Origin of the sequence: Hyphomicrobium sp., from assembly GCF_041659645.1 — a bacterium.
GTDB lineage: Bacteria > Pseudomonadota > Alphaproteobacteria > Rhizobiales > Hyphomicrobiaceae > Hyphomicrobium_B.
In genome coordinates, this window is sequence record NZ_JBAZXX010000002.1 from 818,482 (window position 1) to 833,132 (window position 14,651).

Annotated in this window: 14 protein-coding genes; 9 read left to right on the forward strand and 5 right to left on the reverse strand. The window is 60.5% G+C overall.

Annotation, left to right across the window (positions count from 1 at the left end; genetic code table 11):
• The first annotated feature begins 68 nt into the window (after positions 1-68).
• Both zigA and WC811_RS08885 read left to right on the forward strand, forming a co-directional pair.
• A complete protein-coding gene (zigA, locus tag WC811_RS08880; protein ID WP_372643214.1) occupies positions 69-1,328 on the forward strand; it encodes a zinc metallochaperone GTPase ZigA in 1,260 nt (419 codons plus the stop codon).
• 208 nt (positions 1,329-1,536) lie between these two features.
• Positions 1,537-2,538 carry a catalase family peroxidase gene (locus tag WC811_RS08885; protein WP_372643216.1) on the forward strand — a complete coding sequence of 334 codons (1,002 nt, stop codon included), beginning with the start codon at positions 1,537-1,539 and terminating at the stop codon, positions 2,536-2,538.
• A 58-nt stretch (positions 2,539-2,596) separates the two neighbouring features.
• Here WC811_RS08885 and WC811_RS08890 read toward each other — a convergent pair whose 3' ends face one another.
• From WC811_RS08890 to WC811_RS08900, 3 genes are all read right to left on the reverse strand, one after another.
• Positions 2,597-3,535 carry an SRPBCC domain-containing protein gene (locus WC811_RS08890; protein ID WP_372643219.1) on the reverse strand — a complete coding sequence of 313 codons (939 nt, stop codon included), beginning with the start codon at positions 3,533-3,535 and terminating at the stop codon, positions 2,597-2,599.
• Positions 3,513-3,872, reverse strand: coding sequence for an ArsR/SmtB family transcription factor (locus tag WC811_RS08895; RefSeq protein ID WP_372643222.1), 360 nt, complete (start codon positions 3,870-3,872; stop codon positions 3,513-3,515). Before WC811_RS08895 ends, WC811_RS08890 begins: the two co-directional genes overlap by 23 nt.
• Positions 3,873-4,056: 184 nt before the next feature.
• Positions 4,057-4,233 (reverse strand): YdcH family protein, encoded by a 177-nt coding sequence (locus WC811_RS08900; protein WP_372643225.1) that lies wholly within the window; start codon positions 4,231-4,233, stop codon positions 4,057-4,059.
• A 253-nt stretch (positions 4,234-4,486) separates the two neighbouring features.
• Between WC811_RS08900 and WC811_RS08905 the strand changes: the two genes are divergently transcribed.
• The 3 genes from WC811_RS08905 to WC811_RS08915 are packed head-to-tail and all read left to right on the forward strand — an operon-like array spanning position 4,487 to position 7,612.
• Positions 4,487-4,693, forward strand: a complete 207-nt coding sequence (locus WC811_RS08905) for a DUF465 domain-containing protein (RefSeq protein ID WP_372643726.1) — start codon at positions 4,487-4,489, stop codon at positions 4,691-4,693.
• 49 nt (positions 4,694-4,742) lie between these two features.
• Complete coding sequence (locus tag WC811_RS08910; RefSeq protein WP_372643228.1) at positions 4,743-5,774, forward strand: ligase-associated DNA damage response exonuclease; 1,032 nt, start codon at positions 4,743-4,745, stop codon at positions 5,772-5,774.
• Between the two features lie 2 nt (positions 5,775-5,776).
• Positions 5,777-7,612, forward strand: coding sequence for a cisplatin damage response ATP-dependent DNA ligase (locus WC811_RS08915; RefSeq protein ID WP_372643231.1), 1,836 nt, complete (start codon positions 5,777-5,779; stop codon positions 7,610-7,612).
• Here the strand turns inward: WC811_RS08915 and WC811_RS08920 are convergent.
• The gene (locus tag WC811_RS08920) at positions 7,609-8,817 is read right to left on the reverse strand and encodes an alanine--glyoxylate aminotransferase family protein (RefSeq protein WP_372643233.1); all 1,209 of its coding nucleotides are present in this window, start codon (positions 8,815-8,817) and stop codon (positions 7,609-7,611) included. The two genes, WC811_RS08915 and WC811_RS08920, sit on opposite strands and share 4 nt — an antisense overlap.
• Before the next feature lie 243 nt (positions 8,818-9,060).
• Between WC811_RS08920 and WC811_RS08925 the strand changes: the two genes are divergently transcribed.
• On the forward strand, positions 9,061-10,419 hold the full coding sequence (locus WC811_RS08925; RefSeq protein WP_372643236.1) for an amidase: 1,359 nt from the start codon (positions 9,061-9,063) through the stop codon (positions 10,417-10,419).
• A gap of 63 nt (positions 10,420-10,482) precedes the next feature.
• Here the strand turns inward: WC811_RS08925 and WC811_RS08930 are convergent, their stop codons facing one another.
• Positions 10,483-11,451 carry a 2-hydroxyacid dehydrogenase gene (locus WC811_RS08930; RefSeq protein ID WP_372643238.1) on the reverse strand — a complete coding sequence of 323 codons (969 nt, stop codon included), beginning with the start codon at positions 11,449-11,451 and terminating at the stop codon, positions 10,483-10,485.
• A gap of 189 nt (positions 11,452-11,640) precedes the next feature.
• On the opposite strand from WC811_RS08930, the gene WC811_RS08935 reads away from it, so the two are divergent.
• The 3 genes from WC811_RS08935 (at position 11,641) to WC811_RS08945 (ending at position 14,650) form a co-directional block, all read left to right on the forward strand.
• Entirely contained in the window at positions 11,641-12,021 is a 381-nt protein-coding gene (locus WC811_RS08935; protein ID WP_372643241.1) for a hypothetical protein, read from the forward strand.
• Between the two features lie 200 nt (positions 12,022-12,221).
• Entirely contained in the window at positions 12,222-13,844 is a 1,623-nt protein-coding gene (locus WC811_RS08940; protein ID WP_372643728.1) for a Wzz/FepE/Etk N-terminal domain-containing protein, read from the forward strand.
• Between the two features lie 353 nt (positions 13,845-14,197).
• Entirely contained in the window at positions 14,198-14,650 is a 453-nt protein-coding gene (locus WC811_RS08945) for a hypothetical protein (RefSeq protein ID WP_372643243.1), read from the forward strand.
• Position 14,651 lies beyond the last annotated feature (1 nt).

Consider the following 14,651-nt stretch of genomic DNA (forward strand, 5'->3'; position numbering starts at 1 on the left):
ATAGGCTTACTTGACGGATGTTATAACATCCTATTACATGCACGATCTTCAACCCCGGGAGATCGTCCATGGATTCTGATATTATCGCGCACATGAAAAAGACGGCAGTGACGCCCGACCGGCGCCTGCCCGTTACCGTCCTTTCCGGATTTCTCGGCGCGGGCAAGACGACGCTTCTCAATCACGTCTTGAACAACCGCGACGGCCTGAAGGTCGCCGTGATCGTCAACGACTTGAGCGAGGTCAACGTCGACGCGGATCTGGTCGCGATGGGCGGAGCCGATCTTTCGCGAACCGATGAAACTCTCGTCGAAATGTCGAACGGTTGCATCTGCTGCACGCTGCGCGACGATCTTCTGAAGGAAGTTCGCCGGCTCGCGGCCGAGCGCCGGTTCGATTATCTGCTGATTGAATCGACCGGCATCGCGGAACCGCTACCCGTCGCGACGACGTTCGAGTTTCGCGATGAGGAAGGACGAAGTCTGTCCGACGTCGCGCGGCTCGATACGATGGTTACGGTGGTCGATGCGGCGCATTTGCTCAAAGATTATTCGTCGCGCGATTTTCTGAAGGATCGCGGGGAAGTCGCGGGCGAGGGCGACGAGCGCCCGCTGGTGCAGTTGCTCGTCGAGCAAATCGAATTCGCGGACGTCGTCATTCTCAACAAGATTGATATCGCCAAGCCACGAGACGTCATGGCGGCGCGAACGATCATACGCGCGCTCAATGCGGATGCTCGTATCATCGAGACGAGCCACGCCCGCGTCGACATCTTGGACATTCTCGATACGGGCCTTTTCGATTTCGAACAGGCGAGCCGCCATCCAACGTGGCTCAAGGAACTCAATGGCTTCAAAGACCATGTTCCGGAAACGGAAGACTACGGCATCGCGAGTTTCATCTATCGCGCCCGGCGGCCGTTCGAACCGTCGAAGCTGCATGCGTTCTTCAACACGACTTGGCCGGGCGTCGTACGCGCGAAAGGTTTTTTCTGGCTTGCTTCTCGCCCACAATGGGTTGGTGAATTGAGCCAGGCTGGCGCGCTCGTCCGTCACGAAGCCATCGGCTACTGGTGGGCGGCCGTGCCGAAGAAGAATTGGCCTAACGACGAAACCCTCGTCGCGCGGATCGATAAGGGCTGGCATAAGGTGTGGGGAGATCGGCGCCAGGAGATCGTCTTCATCGGCACGCGGGATATGGACAAGGCCAGAATCGTGGCGGACCTCGACGACTGCCTGCTTCCCATCGCCGAGCACGGGCCACTCGATACGTCGGCTTGGCGAGCGCTGCCCGATCCTTTCCCGGAATGGCGCCCCGACGCGGCCTGACCCCGGGGTCTCCGGCGCGACAACTCTCGCGCCAATTGTCCGCCAATGTCTTTCCCTACATCAGTTTTTTCGATCGGTTTGATCTCACCTCGCGTGGCTAAGAGCCGCGCGAGGTGCCTAGGTCCTATTGCAACATTTGTACGCCATAGATGAGAAGCGTAATGACAGTGGCGTCTATCGGCGAGACCCCCGTCAAAAAAGATCTGCAATGGAGAAGCTTCCAATGGTTTCCTATCGGCGTGTAGCTGCCGCCACGCTTGTCGCGGCGCTTTCGATCGTCCCAATATCCCGAGCCTATGCCGAAGCGGACGGGGAGAGCCTCATTAACGCGCTCAACGCCGTCTTCGGCGCGCATAAGGGCCTCCGTGCCGCGCACACGCACGGTCAGTGCGTCAAAGGCAACTTCGTACCGGACCCTGAGGCCGCGACACTGACGAAAGCGCCGCACTTCAACTCCAAGACACCGGTCGGCGTGATTGGCCGCTTCTCAATGGGCGGCGGTGACCCGAACGCTTCGAACGCGCAAAAAGACAACGTGCGCGGTATGGCGCTGCATTTCGATCTCGGTAAAGACAACACCACCGATCTCGTCATTATCTCGGCGCCAGTGTTCAACGTGCGCGATCCGGATCAATTCCTGAAGCTGCTGACGACCGTCGCGACGCACGACAAAGCGAAGATCGGCGAGTTCTTTAAGGAGAACCCCAATGCGACGCATCAGGCGGCGTGGCTCAATGCCCGTCCGGTGCCCGCGAGCTTTGCGACCATCGATTACTGGGGCGTACACTCCTTTACGGCCACGAACGCGGAAGGGAAGAAGCAGCTTTTCAAATATAAGGCGATCCCGCTCGCGGGCGATGTAGGGATTTCAGACGACGACGCGAAAAAGAAAGATCCGGATTTCTACCGGCCCGAGCTTCAAGACCGTTTGGGCAAAGGTCCGGTTCAGTTTAAGCTGATCGCGATCCTGGGCGAGCCGGGCGATCCGACCAACGATCCGACGGAGCGTTGGCCGAACGAAGATCAGCGCAAGACGGTAACGCTTGGTACGCTGTCGATCACGGCATTCGAAGACAACAAGACGTGCGACGCTAACTTCTTCGATCCGACGAACGTGGTCGACGGTATCGAAGGCCCGGCGAATGACACGATCTTCCCGATGCGCTCGCAGGCTTACGCTGTATCGTTCTCGCGCCGCGCGGCGCCTTGATCGACAGCAGATGCGTTCATCCCCGGCCTAGCGCCGGGGATGACTTTCGCCGGAAGCCTCAGCGCTTTTCGGTACCGGCAAGAAAGGCATCAAGTCGCGAAAGCGTTTGATCGCCGCCCTCGACAGCTCCGAACTTCGCCATGAATTCGCGGAGTTCCAGCGTTGCCGCGATCAGGCGCATGGTCACTCGTGTCTTGCGGCCTTCGGCGTCGAACGTCCAGCTCGCCTTAAATGCGAATGCTTGATCTCCGCCCTCTCCAGCATCGTGATCGTATCCGACATACTCCGGCTCTTTCACTTCGGTGTAGCGCACGCGGTTGGGATAGTCGGTGCCATCAGGCCCATGCATCGTGAAAAGCCATTGTCCTCCCGGCCTGAAGTCCATCTCATAGGTCGTGGTGGTAAAGCCGTTCGGTCCCCACCAGTGCGTGATGTGCTCGGGGTCTTTGAAGGCTGAGAAGACGAGTTCGCGCGGCGCATTGATGAGGCGCGAAATGATGATGTCGCGCCCGCCGCGCAGCTTTTCGAGCAGAATTGCAAGCAGGTTGAAGCAACTGTTCCAGCCCTCGGCATGGCCGTCGCGGACACCCTTCGACGCGAATCCTTCCTGTACGAAAGTCATTTTGGTCTTGTCGTTACCGACATCCTCGAACGTGACCGTGATCGTCGTTTCAGGTCCGGCGTGAGACGCCTCATTGACCCAAGCGTGGGTCATCGCGATGCGTTCGCCTTCGACAATGTCGATATACTTGCCCTGAACGCGATGATCGTCTCCGCCGGGCGACCGCATGTGGGCGAAATAGATACCGCCTTTGCGGAAATCCATACGCGCTTCCGGTATCGTGAAGCCTTCGGGCGCGGACCATTGACCGAGATGCTCCGGCGTTGTCCAGGCTTCGTAGACGAGCGCGCGAGGCGCTTCGAAGATCCGCACGATTTCGAGCCGGGCTGGCCGTTCGGAAGCGGGTTTGGCTTTACTTGCTTTTCCTTGGGCCACGCTTTTTCTCCTTCGTCTGCAGCACACGTAAATACTCGTCCAACCGGTCGAAGCTCTTCTCCCAAAACTGACGGTAGTGCTCGACCCAACCATCGACCTCCTTCAGCGGCGAGGGGTCGAGCCGGCACGGACGCCATTGCGCTTCGCGCCCGCGCACGATCAACCCCGCGCGCTCAAGCACCTTGAGATGCTTGGAGACGGCCGGAAGGCTCATATCGAACGGTTCAGCAAGGTCTGTGACGGACGTTTCGCCGAGAGCGAGACGAGCCAGGATCGCGCGGCGCGTCGGATCGGCAAGAGCCGCAAAAGTTTCGCTTAGTCGATCGGCAGCAGCCATGCATTTAGCCATTCCGTTAAATAACCATATGGTTAAGTAATGGAGATAGAGACGTCGGTCAACAGCGATGTCTTTTCAATTTTTGGCTTCACGCCATGCAGCGCGCGGACGATGAAAATATAAAAGCCCCGCCCGGACTGTTGCCGGTGGCAGGGCTCATGAAGAAAACTCTGACGTCTTGGAGCTAGTGGCGCGTCTCTCGCCGTAATCGCTCAATCTCGTCCTTGAGCTTCAGTTTTTCTTGTTTCCATCTCCGGATTTCAATGTCGTCCGATCCGGGGCTTGCTGCGGCTCGATTGATCTTTTGTTCGAGTACCCGGTGCTTTTCTGCGAGTTCCGTAAGGTGGGACGTGATCGTCATCAGTTGCCTCCTATGGAGATTGCGGACGTTGAAATCGTGCCACACGTTCCTCACGTTGTCCAACGCGACTTAGATCGATGCTTGGATGTTTGATTTTTGTTACGCTGCGCTGCATAGCTGCGGCTATTAGTGATTCGTAAAATAAATTCAGACGATTAGAAAGTTCGCCGGGGTTCGCGCTTTTGACCAGTTGCCAGAAAGTAGGCAATCACCCAAAAGGCAATGGTTGACCGGGCAACTGCAGGGAAATGGCATGGAGCGACGCGACGAACGCGAGCTCAGGGAAGAGCTGGTGACTTTGCGAGGCGAGCACCGAAAGCTCGACAGCGAAATTGCCGCCCTTGAAGCAGACCCTTCGGCTGACCAACTTCTTATAAAGCGGCTAAAAAAGAAGAAGCTTGCTCTCAAGGATCGCATTACGCAGATCGAGGACAGGCTGCTTCCAGATATTATTGCGTGAACGGCGTTTCGCACTTGGCTGCTTTGCGTTAACGCGCGTTTAGTAGTTGATGACCTCGCCAGCAATTTCGTCAGCCCCGCCCGTCGACACGTGGCTATACCCGGTCGGATCCGGGATTTATTGCGAGCCCGGCGACTTTTATATCGACCCCGGCCGCAAAGTTGATCGCGCCGTCATCACACACGGCCACAGCGACCATGCGCGGGCCGGTCATGGAGCCGTGCTGGCGACGGCAGAGACCATCGCCATCATGAAAGTGCGTTACGGCGATGACTGCGCCGGAGCTTTCCAGCCGCTTGCGCCCGGCGAAACGATTTCAATCAATGGTGTCAGCGTGCGGCTTGTCCCGGCCGGGCACATTCTTGGATCGGCGCAGGTCGTCATTGAATGGGCCGGTCGTCGCGCGGTGATCTCGGGCGACTACAAACGCGCGAGCGATCCGACGTGCGCGCCCTTCGAACTTGTCCCCTGCGATGTCTTCGTGACGGAGGCGACGTTCGCGCTTCCCGTCTTCCGGCATGAGAAAGCGGCGCACGAAGCGGAAAAATTGCTCGCGTCTCTCGCGGCGGAGCCTGATCGCACGCATCTCGTCGGCGCGTACAATCTCGGCAAATGCCAGCGGATGATCCGCGTCGTTCGCGACGCCGGATATGACAAACCGATCTATCTGCACGGCGCCGTAGTGGCTCTGACCGAGCTTTATCAGCAGCTCGGCATCGATCTCGGCGAGTTGCATCTCGTCTCGGAGACGGATGCCAAAGCCATGCGCGGCGGCATCGTGATGTGTCCGCCGTCGGCGCTCGGAGACCGGTGGTCGCGACGGTTCGGCGATCCGGTAACGGCGTTCGCGAGCGGCTGGATGCGCGTTCGCGGGCGCGGGCGTCAACTCGGCATCGAACTACCGCTCGTCGTCTCGGACCACGTCGATTGGCCGGAACTCATCCAAACCATCATCGAGACGGAGGCAGAAGAAATCTGGGTCACGCACGGCCGCGAAGATGCGCTCGTGCATTATCTCGGTTCGATTGGGAGGAAAGCGCGCGCGCTCGCACTTGTCGGCTACGGCGAAGAGGCGGAGTAGCGATGCACGCATTCGCCCGGCTTCTCGACTGTCTGGTTTACACGCAGAGCCGCAATCGGAAAGTCGCGCTGCTCGGGCACTACTTTCGCACGGCGCCCGATCCCGACCGTGGTTGGGCTCTGGCGGCGCTGACCGACGGCGTACCGATCCGGCTGCCGCTTCGGCGGATGCTGAGCGATCTCGTTTCGCGCTTCGTCGATCCCGTCCTTTATCGACTGTCGCGCGATTACGTCGGCGACACGGCCGAGACGGTGTCGCTGCTCTGGCCGGACGATCGCGTCGTCATTTCCTCAGTTCAGAAAAACAATGCCCTCTCCGGTTCTTCGACAGAGGGAAAGCGGGATGAAGAGGGGAGCGAAAAGCCGAAGCAGCTTGTCCTGAATTTTACCCCCGCCCCTATCTCCTCCCCGCATGGGGGAGGGGAACCGCACACTTCTCCCCTCCCCTCGACGGGGAGGGGTCGGGGGTGGGGTGATCCTGGGCATAATTCCGGCGAGCCGCCCGAGCTTTCGCTCGGTGCGGTCGTCGAAGCGATGGCCAGCGGAACGACGGCGCAGCGAACGGAGCGTCTCGGGCATCTCCTCGATCAACTCGACGCGACAGGCCGGTGGGCGCTTCTGAAACTCATCGGCGGAGCGCCGCGCGTCGGCGTTTCGGCGCGTCTTGCGCGAACGGCGCTGGCGGAAAGTTACGGCCGCGACGTCTCCGAAATCGAAGAGATCTGGCATGCGCTAACACCGCCCTATCTCGATCTCTTTCAATGGCTCGACGGCAAGGCGGAGCAACCCGATCCCGGCTCCAAGCCCGTGTTCCGTCCGGTCATGCTCGCGCATCCGATCGAAGAAGAAGACTGGCCGCGACTTTCGCCGCAAGACTTCGCGGCGGAATGGAAATGGGATGGCATCCGCGTTCAGATCGCGGCGCGTGGCGGCGACGTGAAGATGTTCTCGCGCCAGGGCGACGATATCTCGGGCGCGTTTCCTGAAATTCGCAGTGCGTTCCAGGGGCACGATTGCGTCGTCGACGGCGAGTTGCTGATTATGCGCGATGGCGAGATCGCGCCGTTCAATGACTTGCAGCAGCGCCTTAACCGCAAGACCGTGACTGCGAAGATGATGGCGATGTATCCGCCGCATGTGCGCCTCTACGACCTTCTTTTCGATGGGCCGGAAGATTTGCGGCAGCTTTCGTTCGAAGCGCGGCGCACGCGGCTCGAAGTCTGGCATGCGACGCATCATCCGCGACTGACGGACGTCTCGCCGCTCGTTGCCTTCAAGACATTCGAAGAGCTGGGCGAGCTTTGGTCGTCGGCGCGTGCGGACGGCATCGAAGGGTTGATGCTGAAGCGGCGCGCGAGCACGTATCAGGCTGGGCGCGTCAAAGGCGAGTGGTTCAAATGGAAGCGCGCGGCGCTGACGCTCGATTGCGTGCTGATGTATGCCCAGCGCGGCTCGGGTAAGCGGTCGTCCTACTATTCCGATTACACGTTCGGCGTCTGGCAAACGGACGACAACGGCGACAGGCAGCTTGTTCCCGTCGGCAAGGCGTATTCGGGATTTACCGACGAAGAGTTGCTGCTGCTCGATCGTTGGATTCGAGGCCACACGACGGAATCGTTCGGACCCGTACGCGCCGTCGAGCCCGAGTTGGTGTTCGAGGTTGCCTTCGATGCCGTGCAACCGTCGACGCGGCACAAGTCAGGCGTCGCGATGCGCTTTCCGCGCATTCACCGCATTCGCTGGGACAAGCCCGCGACCGAAGCCGACACGCTGGAAAGCATTCTGAAGTTGGTCGGCGGTGCCGCCGCGAATGCCGCGGCACCGTCGCATCTGGTTTAAGCGGCTTCGGCGGCTGCCTTGGCCGGATTAGCAGTGTCGGCGATATAGCTCATCGCAGCTGCGACGCCGCCCTTCTTGTAGGGGACGCCCGCCAACTCAAAGCCCATCTCGACTCCGGTCAGCGCACCGAGGACAGTCAGCTCGTTGGTATCGCCAAGATGGGCGATGCGGAATGCCTTGCCCGCGATCTTGTTGAGCCCCGTGCCGAGCGACATGTTGAAGTTATCGAGCACGATCTTGCGATAGTTGTCGGCGTTGTGCCCTTCCGGCATGACGACGGTCGTCACGGCGGGCGAATAGTACTTCGCGTCGCGGCATTGAGTTTCAAAACCCCACGCTTCGACGGCGCGACGCGTCGCCTCCGCCAAGCGGCGGTGACGTGCGAAGACGTTTTCAAGCCCTTCCGCGTTGATCAGATCGATGGCCTCGGCAAGGCCGTAGAGCAAGCCGGTCGCCGGGGTGTATGGGAAGTAGCCGGATGCGTTTATCGCCAGCATATCGTCCCAGGCGAAGTACGAACGCTTGAGCCCGGCGGTCCTCGTTGCTTCGATCGCTTTGGCACTGATCGCGGTGAACGACAGGCCTGGCGGCATCATCATGCCCTTCTGCGATCCGGACACCGTGACGTCGACGCCCCATTCGTCATGACGGAGATCGGCGGCGGCGAGCGATGAAATCGCGTCGGCCATCAGCAGCGCGGGATGACCGGCTGCGTCGATCGCTTTGCGAACTTCGTCGAGACGCGTGAGGCAGCCTGTCGAGGTTTCGTTATGCACCACGCAAACGGCCTTGATCGTCTTGCCGGTGTCGGCACGAAGCCGCTTCTCGATGAGATTGGCGTCGGCGCCGATACGCCAGTCGGTCGGGATGACCTCGGTCTCCAAACCTAAGCGGCGCGCCATGACTTCCCAAAGAACGGCGAATTGGCCTGTCTCGCACATCAGCACCTTGTCGCCCGGCGACAGCGTGTTGGTAAGTCCGGCTTCCCAGGCGCCAGAGCCCGAGGACGGATAAATGATGACGTGGCCGGTCGTCTTGAAGAGACCCTTGATGCCGGTCAAGACGCGTTTACCGAGATGGCCGAACTCGACGCCGCGATGATCGAGAATCTGGCGGGACATGGCAGCCAGAATTCGCTCCGGCACAGGGGTCGGCCCCGGAATCTGCAAAAAGTGGCGGCCGGGCCGGCGATGCTCTCTCGACATTGTATAGTCCTCAAAGGGTCTTCTTATTGTTCGTCTCCGCGCGTGTCGTAGTACCGAACAGCTCCGGATACAATTGTCTCGGGGCGCGATTCGGCCGCCTATGCGGCGCTTTTTGTCTCGGCCGTCGTTCGAACGAGAAAAAATGGTTCTTTCCCGCAATGACAGAGGCGACGACCTAACGCCACCTTGCAACGTCACGCGCGGGAGCGCATGTGACCAGAGGCGAAGGGGCGCAATCCTGTGATGAATGCAAGTGAACCAAATGGTCTTGTCCGCCTGACTGCGTTGGAGGCGCGGGAAGCGTTGGCAACGGGCGATCTCACGTCTGAAGAACTTGTCGGGGCATGTCTCAAGCGAATCGCCAAACGCGACGCCATCCGTGCCTGGACACATGTCGACGGCGAAGCCGCACTCGCGGCGGCGAGGGCCAGCGATGCGCAACGCGCGCGCGGCGAGGTCATGGGGCCGCTCGCGGGAATTCCCGTCGGCGTCAAGGATATCATCGACACCAAAGATTTTCCGACGGAACTCGGCTCCGAGATATTCAAAGGCCGCCAGCCCACGATAGACGCTTTCGTCGTTTCTGAGCTTAAGGCTCACGGGGCGATCATCCTCGGCAAGACCGTGACGACAGAGTTTGCGTTCTTCGGTCCCGGCGAAACGCGCAATCCGCACGAGCCGACACGGACACCCGGCGGCTCATCGTCAGGGTCGGCCGCGGCAGTCGCCGATTTCCAGGTGCCGCTCGCGCTCGGGACGCAAACCGCGGGGTCGATCATCCGGCCGGCGTCCTATTGCGGCGTCGTCGGTTTCAAACCGACGTTCGGCTGCGTGTCACGCACGGGCGTGCTGGCGCAATCGGCGCCGCTCGACACGATCGGAGGTTACGCACGCTCGGTCGAGGACGTGGCGCTGCTGCTCGATTGCATTGATGGATTCGATGTTGCCGATCGAAATATGATGCCGGGCCGGAAGCCATCTCTCCTCGCTCAGATCGAAACCCACAAGGTACGGCCGCGACGCTTGGCGTTCGTCAAATCACCAGCATGGCCGCAGGGCGACGCGTCGATGCAAGCCGCATTCGAACTCTTCGCATCGACCTTCAAAGGGGATGTCGATGTGATCGAGACGGCGTTGCCTGCTGGCTTCGACAACATCATTCGCCTCCAGCAGATCGTGCAGTTCTCGGACATCGCGCGGAATTACGGTCCCATCGCCGACTCACATCCGGGTCGCGTCTCGGCAAAGCTCAAAGAGGTCATCGCCGAAGGAAAGTCGTTTTCGATGCCGAGCTACGACGATGCACGCGGCAAGCAGGAATTGCTCTACGAGGCTCTTCGACCGATCTTGGTCAACAACGACGTGATCCTGACGCCGGCGGCCCAAGGCGTCGCGCCGGTCGGGCTCGCGAACACCGGCAGCCCGATGTTCAATGGGCTGTGGACCTACCTCGGCATGCCGTGCCTCTCGCTGCCTTTGCTCACCGTCGACGGCATGCCCCTCGGCGTGCAGCTGGTCGGCGCGCGCGGTGATGGCGGGCGGCTTCTCTCCATCGCGTCCTGGATGATGAAAGAGCGCGGTCGGAAATCATTCCGCGCGTAACGCCGCGACAAAAAAATGGCCGGGCGTGACCCGGCCATCTCATGGATGCGACTGGCGACAAACTCAAGCGAGCTTGAAGGGCATGTCCTTACCGGCGAAGAACGCGTCGATATTGTCGAGCGCTTCAAAGCCCATTTGGTTACGCGCTTCGATGGCCGCCGAACCCAAGTGCGGGAAGAGGAACGTGTTCGGCAGATCGTAATAGCCTTCGTTGATCTTCGGCTCACCGGCGAAAACATCAAGGCCGGCGTAGGCCAAGCGTCCGGACTTCAGCGCCGCGATCATATCCGCGTCGTTGACGAGATCGCCGCGCGCCGTGTTCACGACGATGGCGCCCTGAGGCAGCTTCTCGATCGTCGCGGTATTGAAGAAGCCGCGCGTTTCGGGCGTCGATGGGGCGTTGATGGAGAAGAACTGCGAGATCTTGAGCAGGCTGTCGAGACTGTCGTGATAGACAGCGTTGTACTTCGCTTCGACCTCGGGTTTGGCGCGGTAGATGTCGTAGTAGTGGATCTCCATGTCGAAGCCCTTGGCGCGCTGTGCCAAAGCCTGACCGATCTTGCCGAAGCCGTAGATGCCGAGCTTCTTGTTGTCGAGGCGCTGACCGACGAGTTGCAGTGGCTGCCAGCCGGGCCATGACCGCGTGCGGATCATATTCTCGCCCTCGCCTGCGCGGCGGGCGGAGCCCAGCAGCAGCAACATCGCGATTTCAGCGGTCGCGACGGTGACGCCGTGCGGTGCGTTGCCGACCTTGATGCCGCGCGCCTTGCAGGCTTCGAGGTCGATGTGATCGAAGCCAATCGAGAACGTCGAGATGCACTTGATGTTCTCAGGCACGCGCTCGATGACGGCCTTCGGGCACTTCTCATTCAGCGTCAGCAAAATTGCGTCGACCGACTTCGCGGTCTCGAGCATTTCGTCGACCGTGATCTTCGGGTTGTCCCCATGGGCGATGACATCGTAGGTCTCGCGGGCGCGGGCCATGGCTGCTTCAGGCAGGGGCCACGTAATCAGGATCTTCTTCTTGGACATGAGATGGAGGGTCTCCCGGACATCGGACGTTGATCGCGGCCACGCTTGTGCCTCACCAAACCGGACCTGACAAGTCCGGTTTGCCTCTGCGCTGCACCGCAACCGGCCGCAGCGAAACGCTTTTTTCACCATGACGGGCGCACGATACGGGGTAGCTGAAAGTTACGTTTTCGCGTCCGGGGCGTCGTCATGCGTACGATCTTGTTGGGTTTGGTGCTGCTGGCCGGCGCTAAGGTCTGGTTCCAGGACCATACCTATCGCACGGCCATGACCGATGCGGTGGTCGAGGCGTATCGCCCGCGGGCCATCGAAGTTTGTCGCCGAAGCGCCTTGAAGCGCGCCTCCGGATCCGGCGACGCTGGTGTTTTCGCTTGGGGTCCCGCTTCGAATGCCGAAGCCGTCATCGGCAATCCCGACGTCTCCGTTGCGATCTGGGATACGCAGAACCCGCTCTGGAGCCAGCGCTTCCGCGACCCTCAACTGATCCTAACGTCGATGACCAACAGTGGCGCGCGCTGCGCCTACGACGTGCGTCAGGGTGGCGCGACGCTCACGGTATCGGCGCGCTGACGGCCTTCGCCGGGATGACGTCCTCTTAGGTGCAGATGCACGCTTCGCCACGTCTCGGCCATTAATCAACAACGCCGTGTTCATCTTTGATTGTGACAATGGCTTGGTGATTCGGCGTGCCCGCCGACCGCTAGTGTTTTCAGCGACTTACTTCGGCTGATGCGCGCACACCGGGCACCGTTGGGAATATTGCCGTGGCTATGGCCGAGCAGAAGGCATCCGCAGAAAGCCGAAGTGCTGGGTTCGGTCTCGCGAACGTTCGGCTGGCGGTCGTCAAGCGCGCCAAAGCCGTGGCGTTGCTGCCGATTATCGCCGCTCTTGCGACGCTGGCGATCGTCGCGCTCATTCCGGACCGATACGCGGCGTCTGTTCTTATCCAGATCGATCCACGGCCGAAGCCTCCCGTTCCATCGGAGGAGTCCACGGTATCCGGCCAGCCGGCCTTCGAAGCGGAACGGCTGGCGATCGACCAGCAGATCGAGGTCTTGCGGTCGCCATCGCTCGTCGACCGCGTCGTCGAAGACTTGCGCCTCGGGAGTGACCCGGAATTCCAAACCCGACCCGCGTTCGCGCGGATCATCGCGCCGACCCGCAACGCCGGTCCGGAAATCATCGCACGCGAGATGTTGGCGGCCGGGCTGACCATCCAGCGTGTCCGCAACTCGTTTCTGATCAACGTCCGGTTCGCGTCGCGCGACGCAGAGAAAGCGGCGAGGATCGCGAACGCACTCGCGGCTCAATATATCGCGCAGGGGCGCGCGGGCGCTTCAAACGGGGACGCGCGCAAGACGCGTCCGGGCGAGCCCACGGCATCCGAAAAAGTCTTCGCATCCCTGCTCGCGCAATACGGCCCTACGCACACGCTTTCAGGCGCGCGGATCGTCGAGGGCGCACAAGTTCCGCGGCAGCCCGCGGGACCGAAACGCATGCGCATCGTTTTGATAGCCGCGGCGTCGACGCTTGCTCTAATGCTCGCCATCGCCGTGCTGCTTGAGCGGGACGCGCTACTCCGCATGCGAAATGTCGAGCAAATGCTGGCCTGTCCGCACATGACCTCTTTGCCAGCCGCGGCGCCGGACGACGTTGCGTCGATGTCAGCGCGGCGTGCGCGTCTCGTCATTGCGGAGCCTGCGTGCCGTTATGCCGATGCCGTTCGGGCCGCGTGCCGCGAGCTTGCGGAGCGTCCCCATGTCGAGGGCGCCCGCGTGATCCTGGTGACCTCGGCGTTGCCCGGCGAAGGCGCGGAGTTGTTTGCTTCCAACATCGCTCACCATCTGGCGATGGCGGGACAGACGTCGCTGCTTGTCGATTGCGACTTTCACTCCAAGGGACTGACGCATCAGCTCACGCCTGACTGCAGAAACGGCCTTCTCGACCAGATTGCGGGCAACGCGCCCGTCGAGAACGTCATCTTGCGCGACAGCCTTACGGGCGTTCATTTCCTGCCGGCGTCCGGACCAGCGCCGATCGCACTCGCTGTGCCGGCTACGCTCCGTTCGGTGGAGTTTACGGCGGCGTTTCAGCATCTCAAAGCACGCTTCCAGACGATTGTGGTTTCGGCGCCGCCACTGCTTCAAGTTCCCGACGCGCAGGCGCTGGCGGATCTTGCCGATCAAATCGTGTTCCTGACAGCTTGGCACCGGACACCCCGCGCCCTCGCGAAAAAGGCGCTGGCATTGCTTGACGCCAATCAGCGCAAACTCGTCGGCGCCGTCCTGGCCGACATTTCCGACGACCGAGATGCCGGGTTCATGAGTTTTGCCGCCATGTTCGACGAGATCCGGCGCGCCGCTCGCATTCCAGCGCTCGACCGCGCGGCCTGACACAGCCACCGGCCGCACGGCGCACACGCTGCTTGGCTGCCTACTGCCTAGGCAAAATTTCACATCTCGACGGCTGCGAGCGAACCTGAGCCACTGTTGATTCCGGCGGCCGTTGCGCAAACTGCGTGTGGGAATTTTTCAAGCCTTTGATCGGGAAAAATTCTTGGTGCGCCGCGACGGCCAAAAACCATCATTCGAACGATGAGCAACCGCACCTGAAAATTGTTCTAAATCAAAACCCGGAAGCTGAGAAAGAACTGCATATTCTTACCAATTTCACACTGGCAACGATGGATCAAAGTGGTTACACGCGTTCGGAGATTCTCATTTCAAACGCAATGGAAAGTCTTAGCGTGATCAGAACTCTGAAACGTTTCTCGATTTCTTGTGCGATTGTCCTTCCGATTGGTCTTTGGACGACGTTTGCCAGCGCAGATCCGACTGCGGCACCGGCGAATTCAGGGCTCCAGGTCGAGTTGAACAAGCTTGAACATTCGGAAAAAGGTTGCCGGGCCTACATGGTCGTCACCAACCCGGCAGAAACGTCGTACAAGTCGTACAAGATCGACCTCGTGCTGTTTCAGACCGACGGCGTGATCGGCAAGCGCTTTTCGATTGATCTGGCGCCACTCAAGGCCAAGAAGAAATCGGTCAAGCTGTTCGAGATCGATGCGATCCAGTGCGATAAAATCGGATCGTTTCTCATCAACGACGTGATGGAATGCTCGGCCGATTCAGGGCCTGTCCCTGGATGCCTCGAAGCTCTCAAGACATCGACCCTGACCAACGTGCAACTTTCGAAGTGAT

Coding starts and splice junctions, on each gene's coding strand:
- WC811_RS08940 (WP_372643728.1), top strand. CDS start 12,222: ATGGCCGAGCAGAAGGCATCCGCAGAAAGCCGAAGTGCTGGGTTCGGT.
- WC811_RS08895 (WP_372643222.1), bottom strand. CDS start 3,872: ATGGCTGCTGCCGATCGACTAAGCGAAACTTTTGCGGCTCTTGCCGAT.
- WC811_RS08885 (WP_372643216.1), top strand. CDS start 1,537: ATGGAGAAGCTTCCAATGGTTTCCTATCGGCGTGTAGCTGCCGCCACG.
- zigA (WP_372643214.1), top strand. CDS start 69: ATGGATTCTGATATTATCGCGCACATGAAAAAGACGGCAGTGACGCCC.
- WC811_RS08925 (WP_372643236.1), top strand. CDS start 9,061: ATGAATGCAAGTGAACCAAATGGTCTTGTCCGCCTGACTGCGTTGGAG.
- WC811_RS08900 (WP_372643225.1), bottom strand. CDS start 4,233: ATGACGATCACGTCCCACCTTACGGAACTCGCAGAAAAGCACCGGGTA.
- WC811_RS08905 (WP_372643726.1), top strand. CDS start 4,487: ATGGAGCGACGCGACGAACGCGAGCTCAGGGAAGAGCTGGTGACTTTG.
- WC811_RS08920 (WP_372643233.1), bottom strand. CDS start 8,817: ATGTCGAGAGAGCATCGCCGGCCCGGCCGCCACTTTTTGCAGATTCCG.
- WC811_RS08930 (WP_372643238.1), bottom strand. CDS start 11,451: ATGTCCAAGAAGAAGATCCTGATTACGTGGCCCCTGCCTGAAGCAGCC.
- WC811_RS08915 (WP_372643231.1), top strand. CDS start 5,777: ATGCACGCATTCGCCCGGCTTCTCGACTGTCTGGTTTACACGCAGAGC.
- WC811_RS08910 (WP_372643228.1), top strand. CDS start 4,743: ATGACCTCGCCAGCAATTTCGTCAGCCCCGCCCGTCGACACGTGGCTA.
- WC811_RS08935 (WP_372643241.1), top strand. CDS start 11,641: ATGCGTACGATCTTGTTGGGTTTGGTGCTGCTGGCCGGCGCTAAGGTC.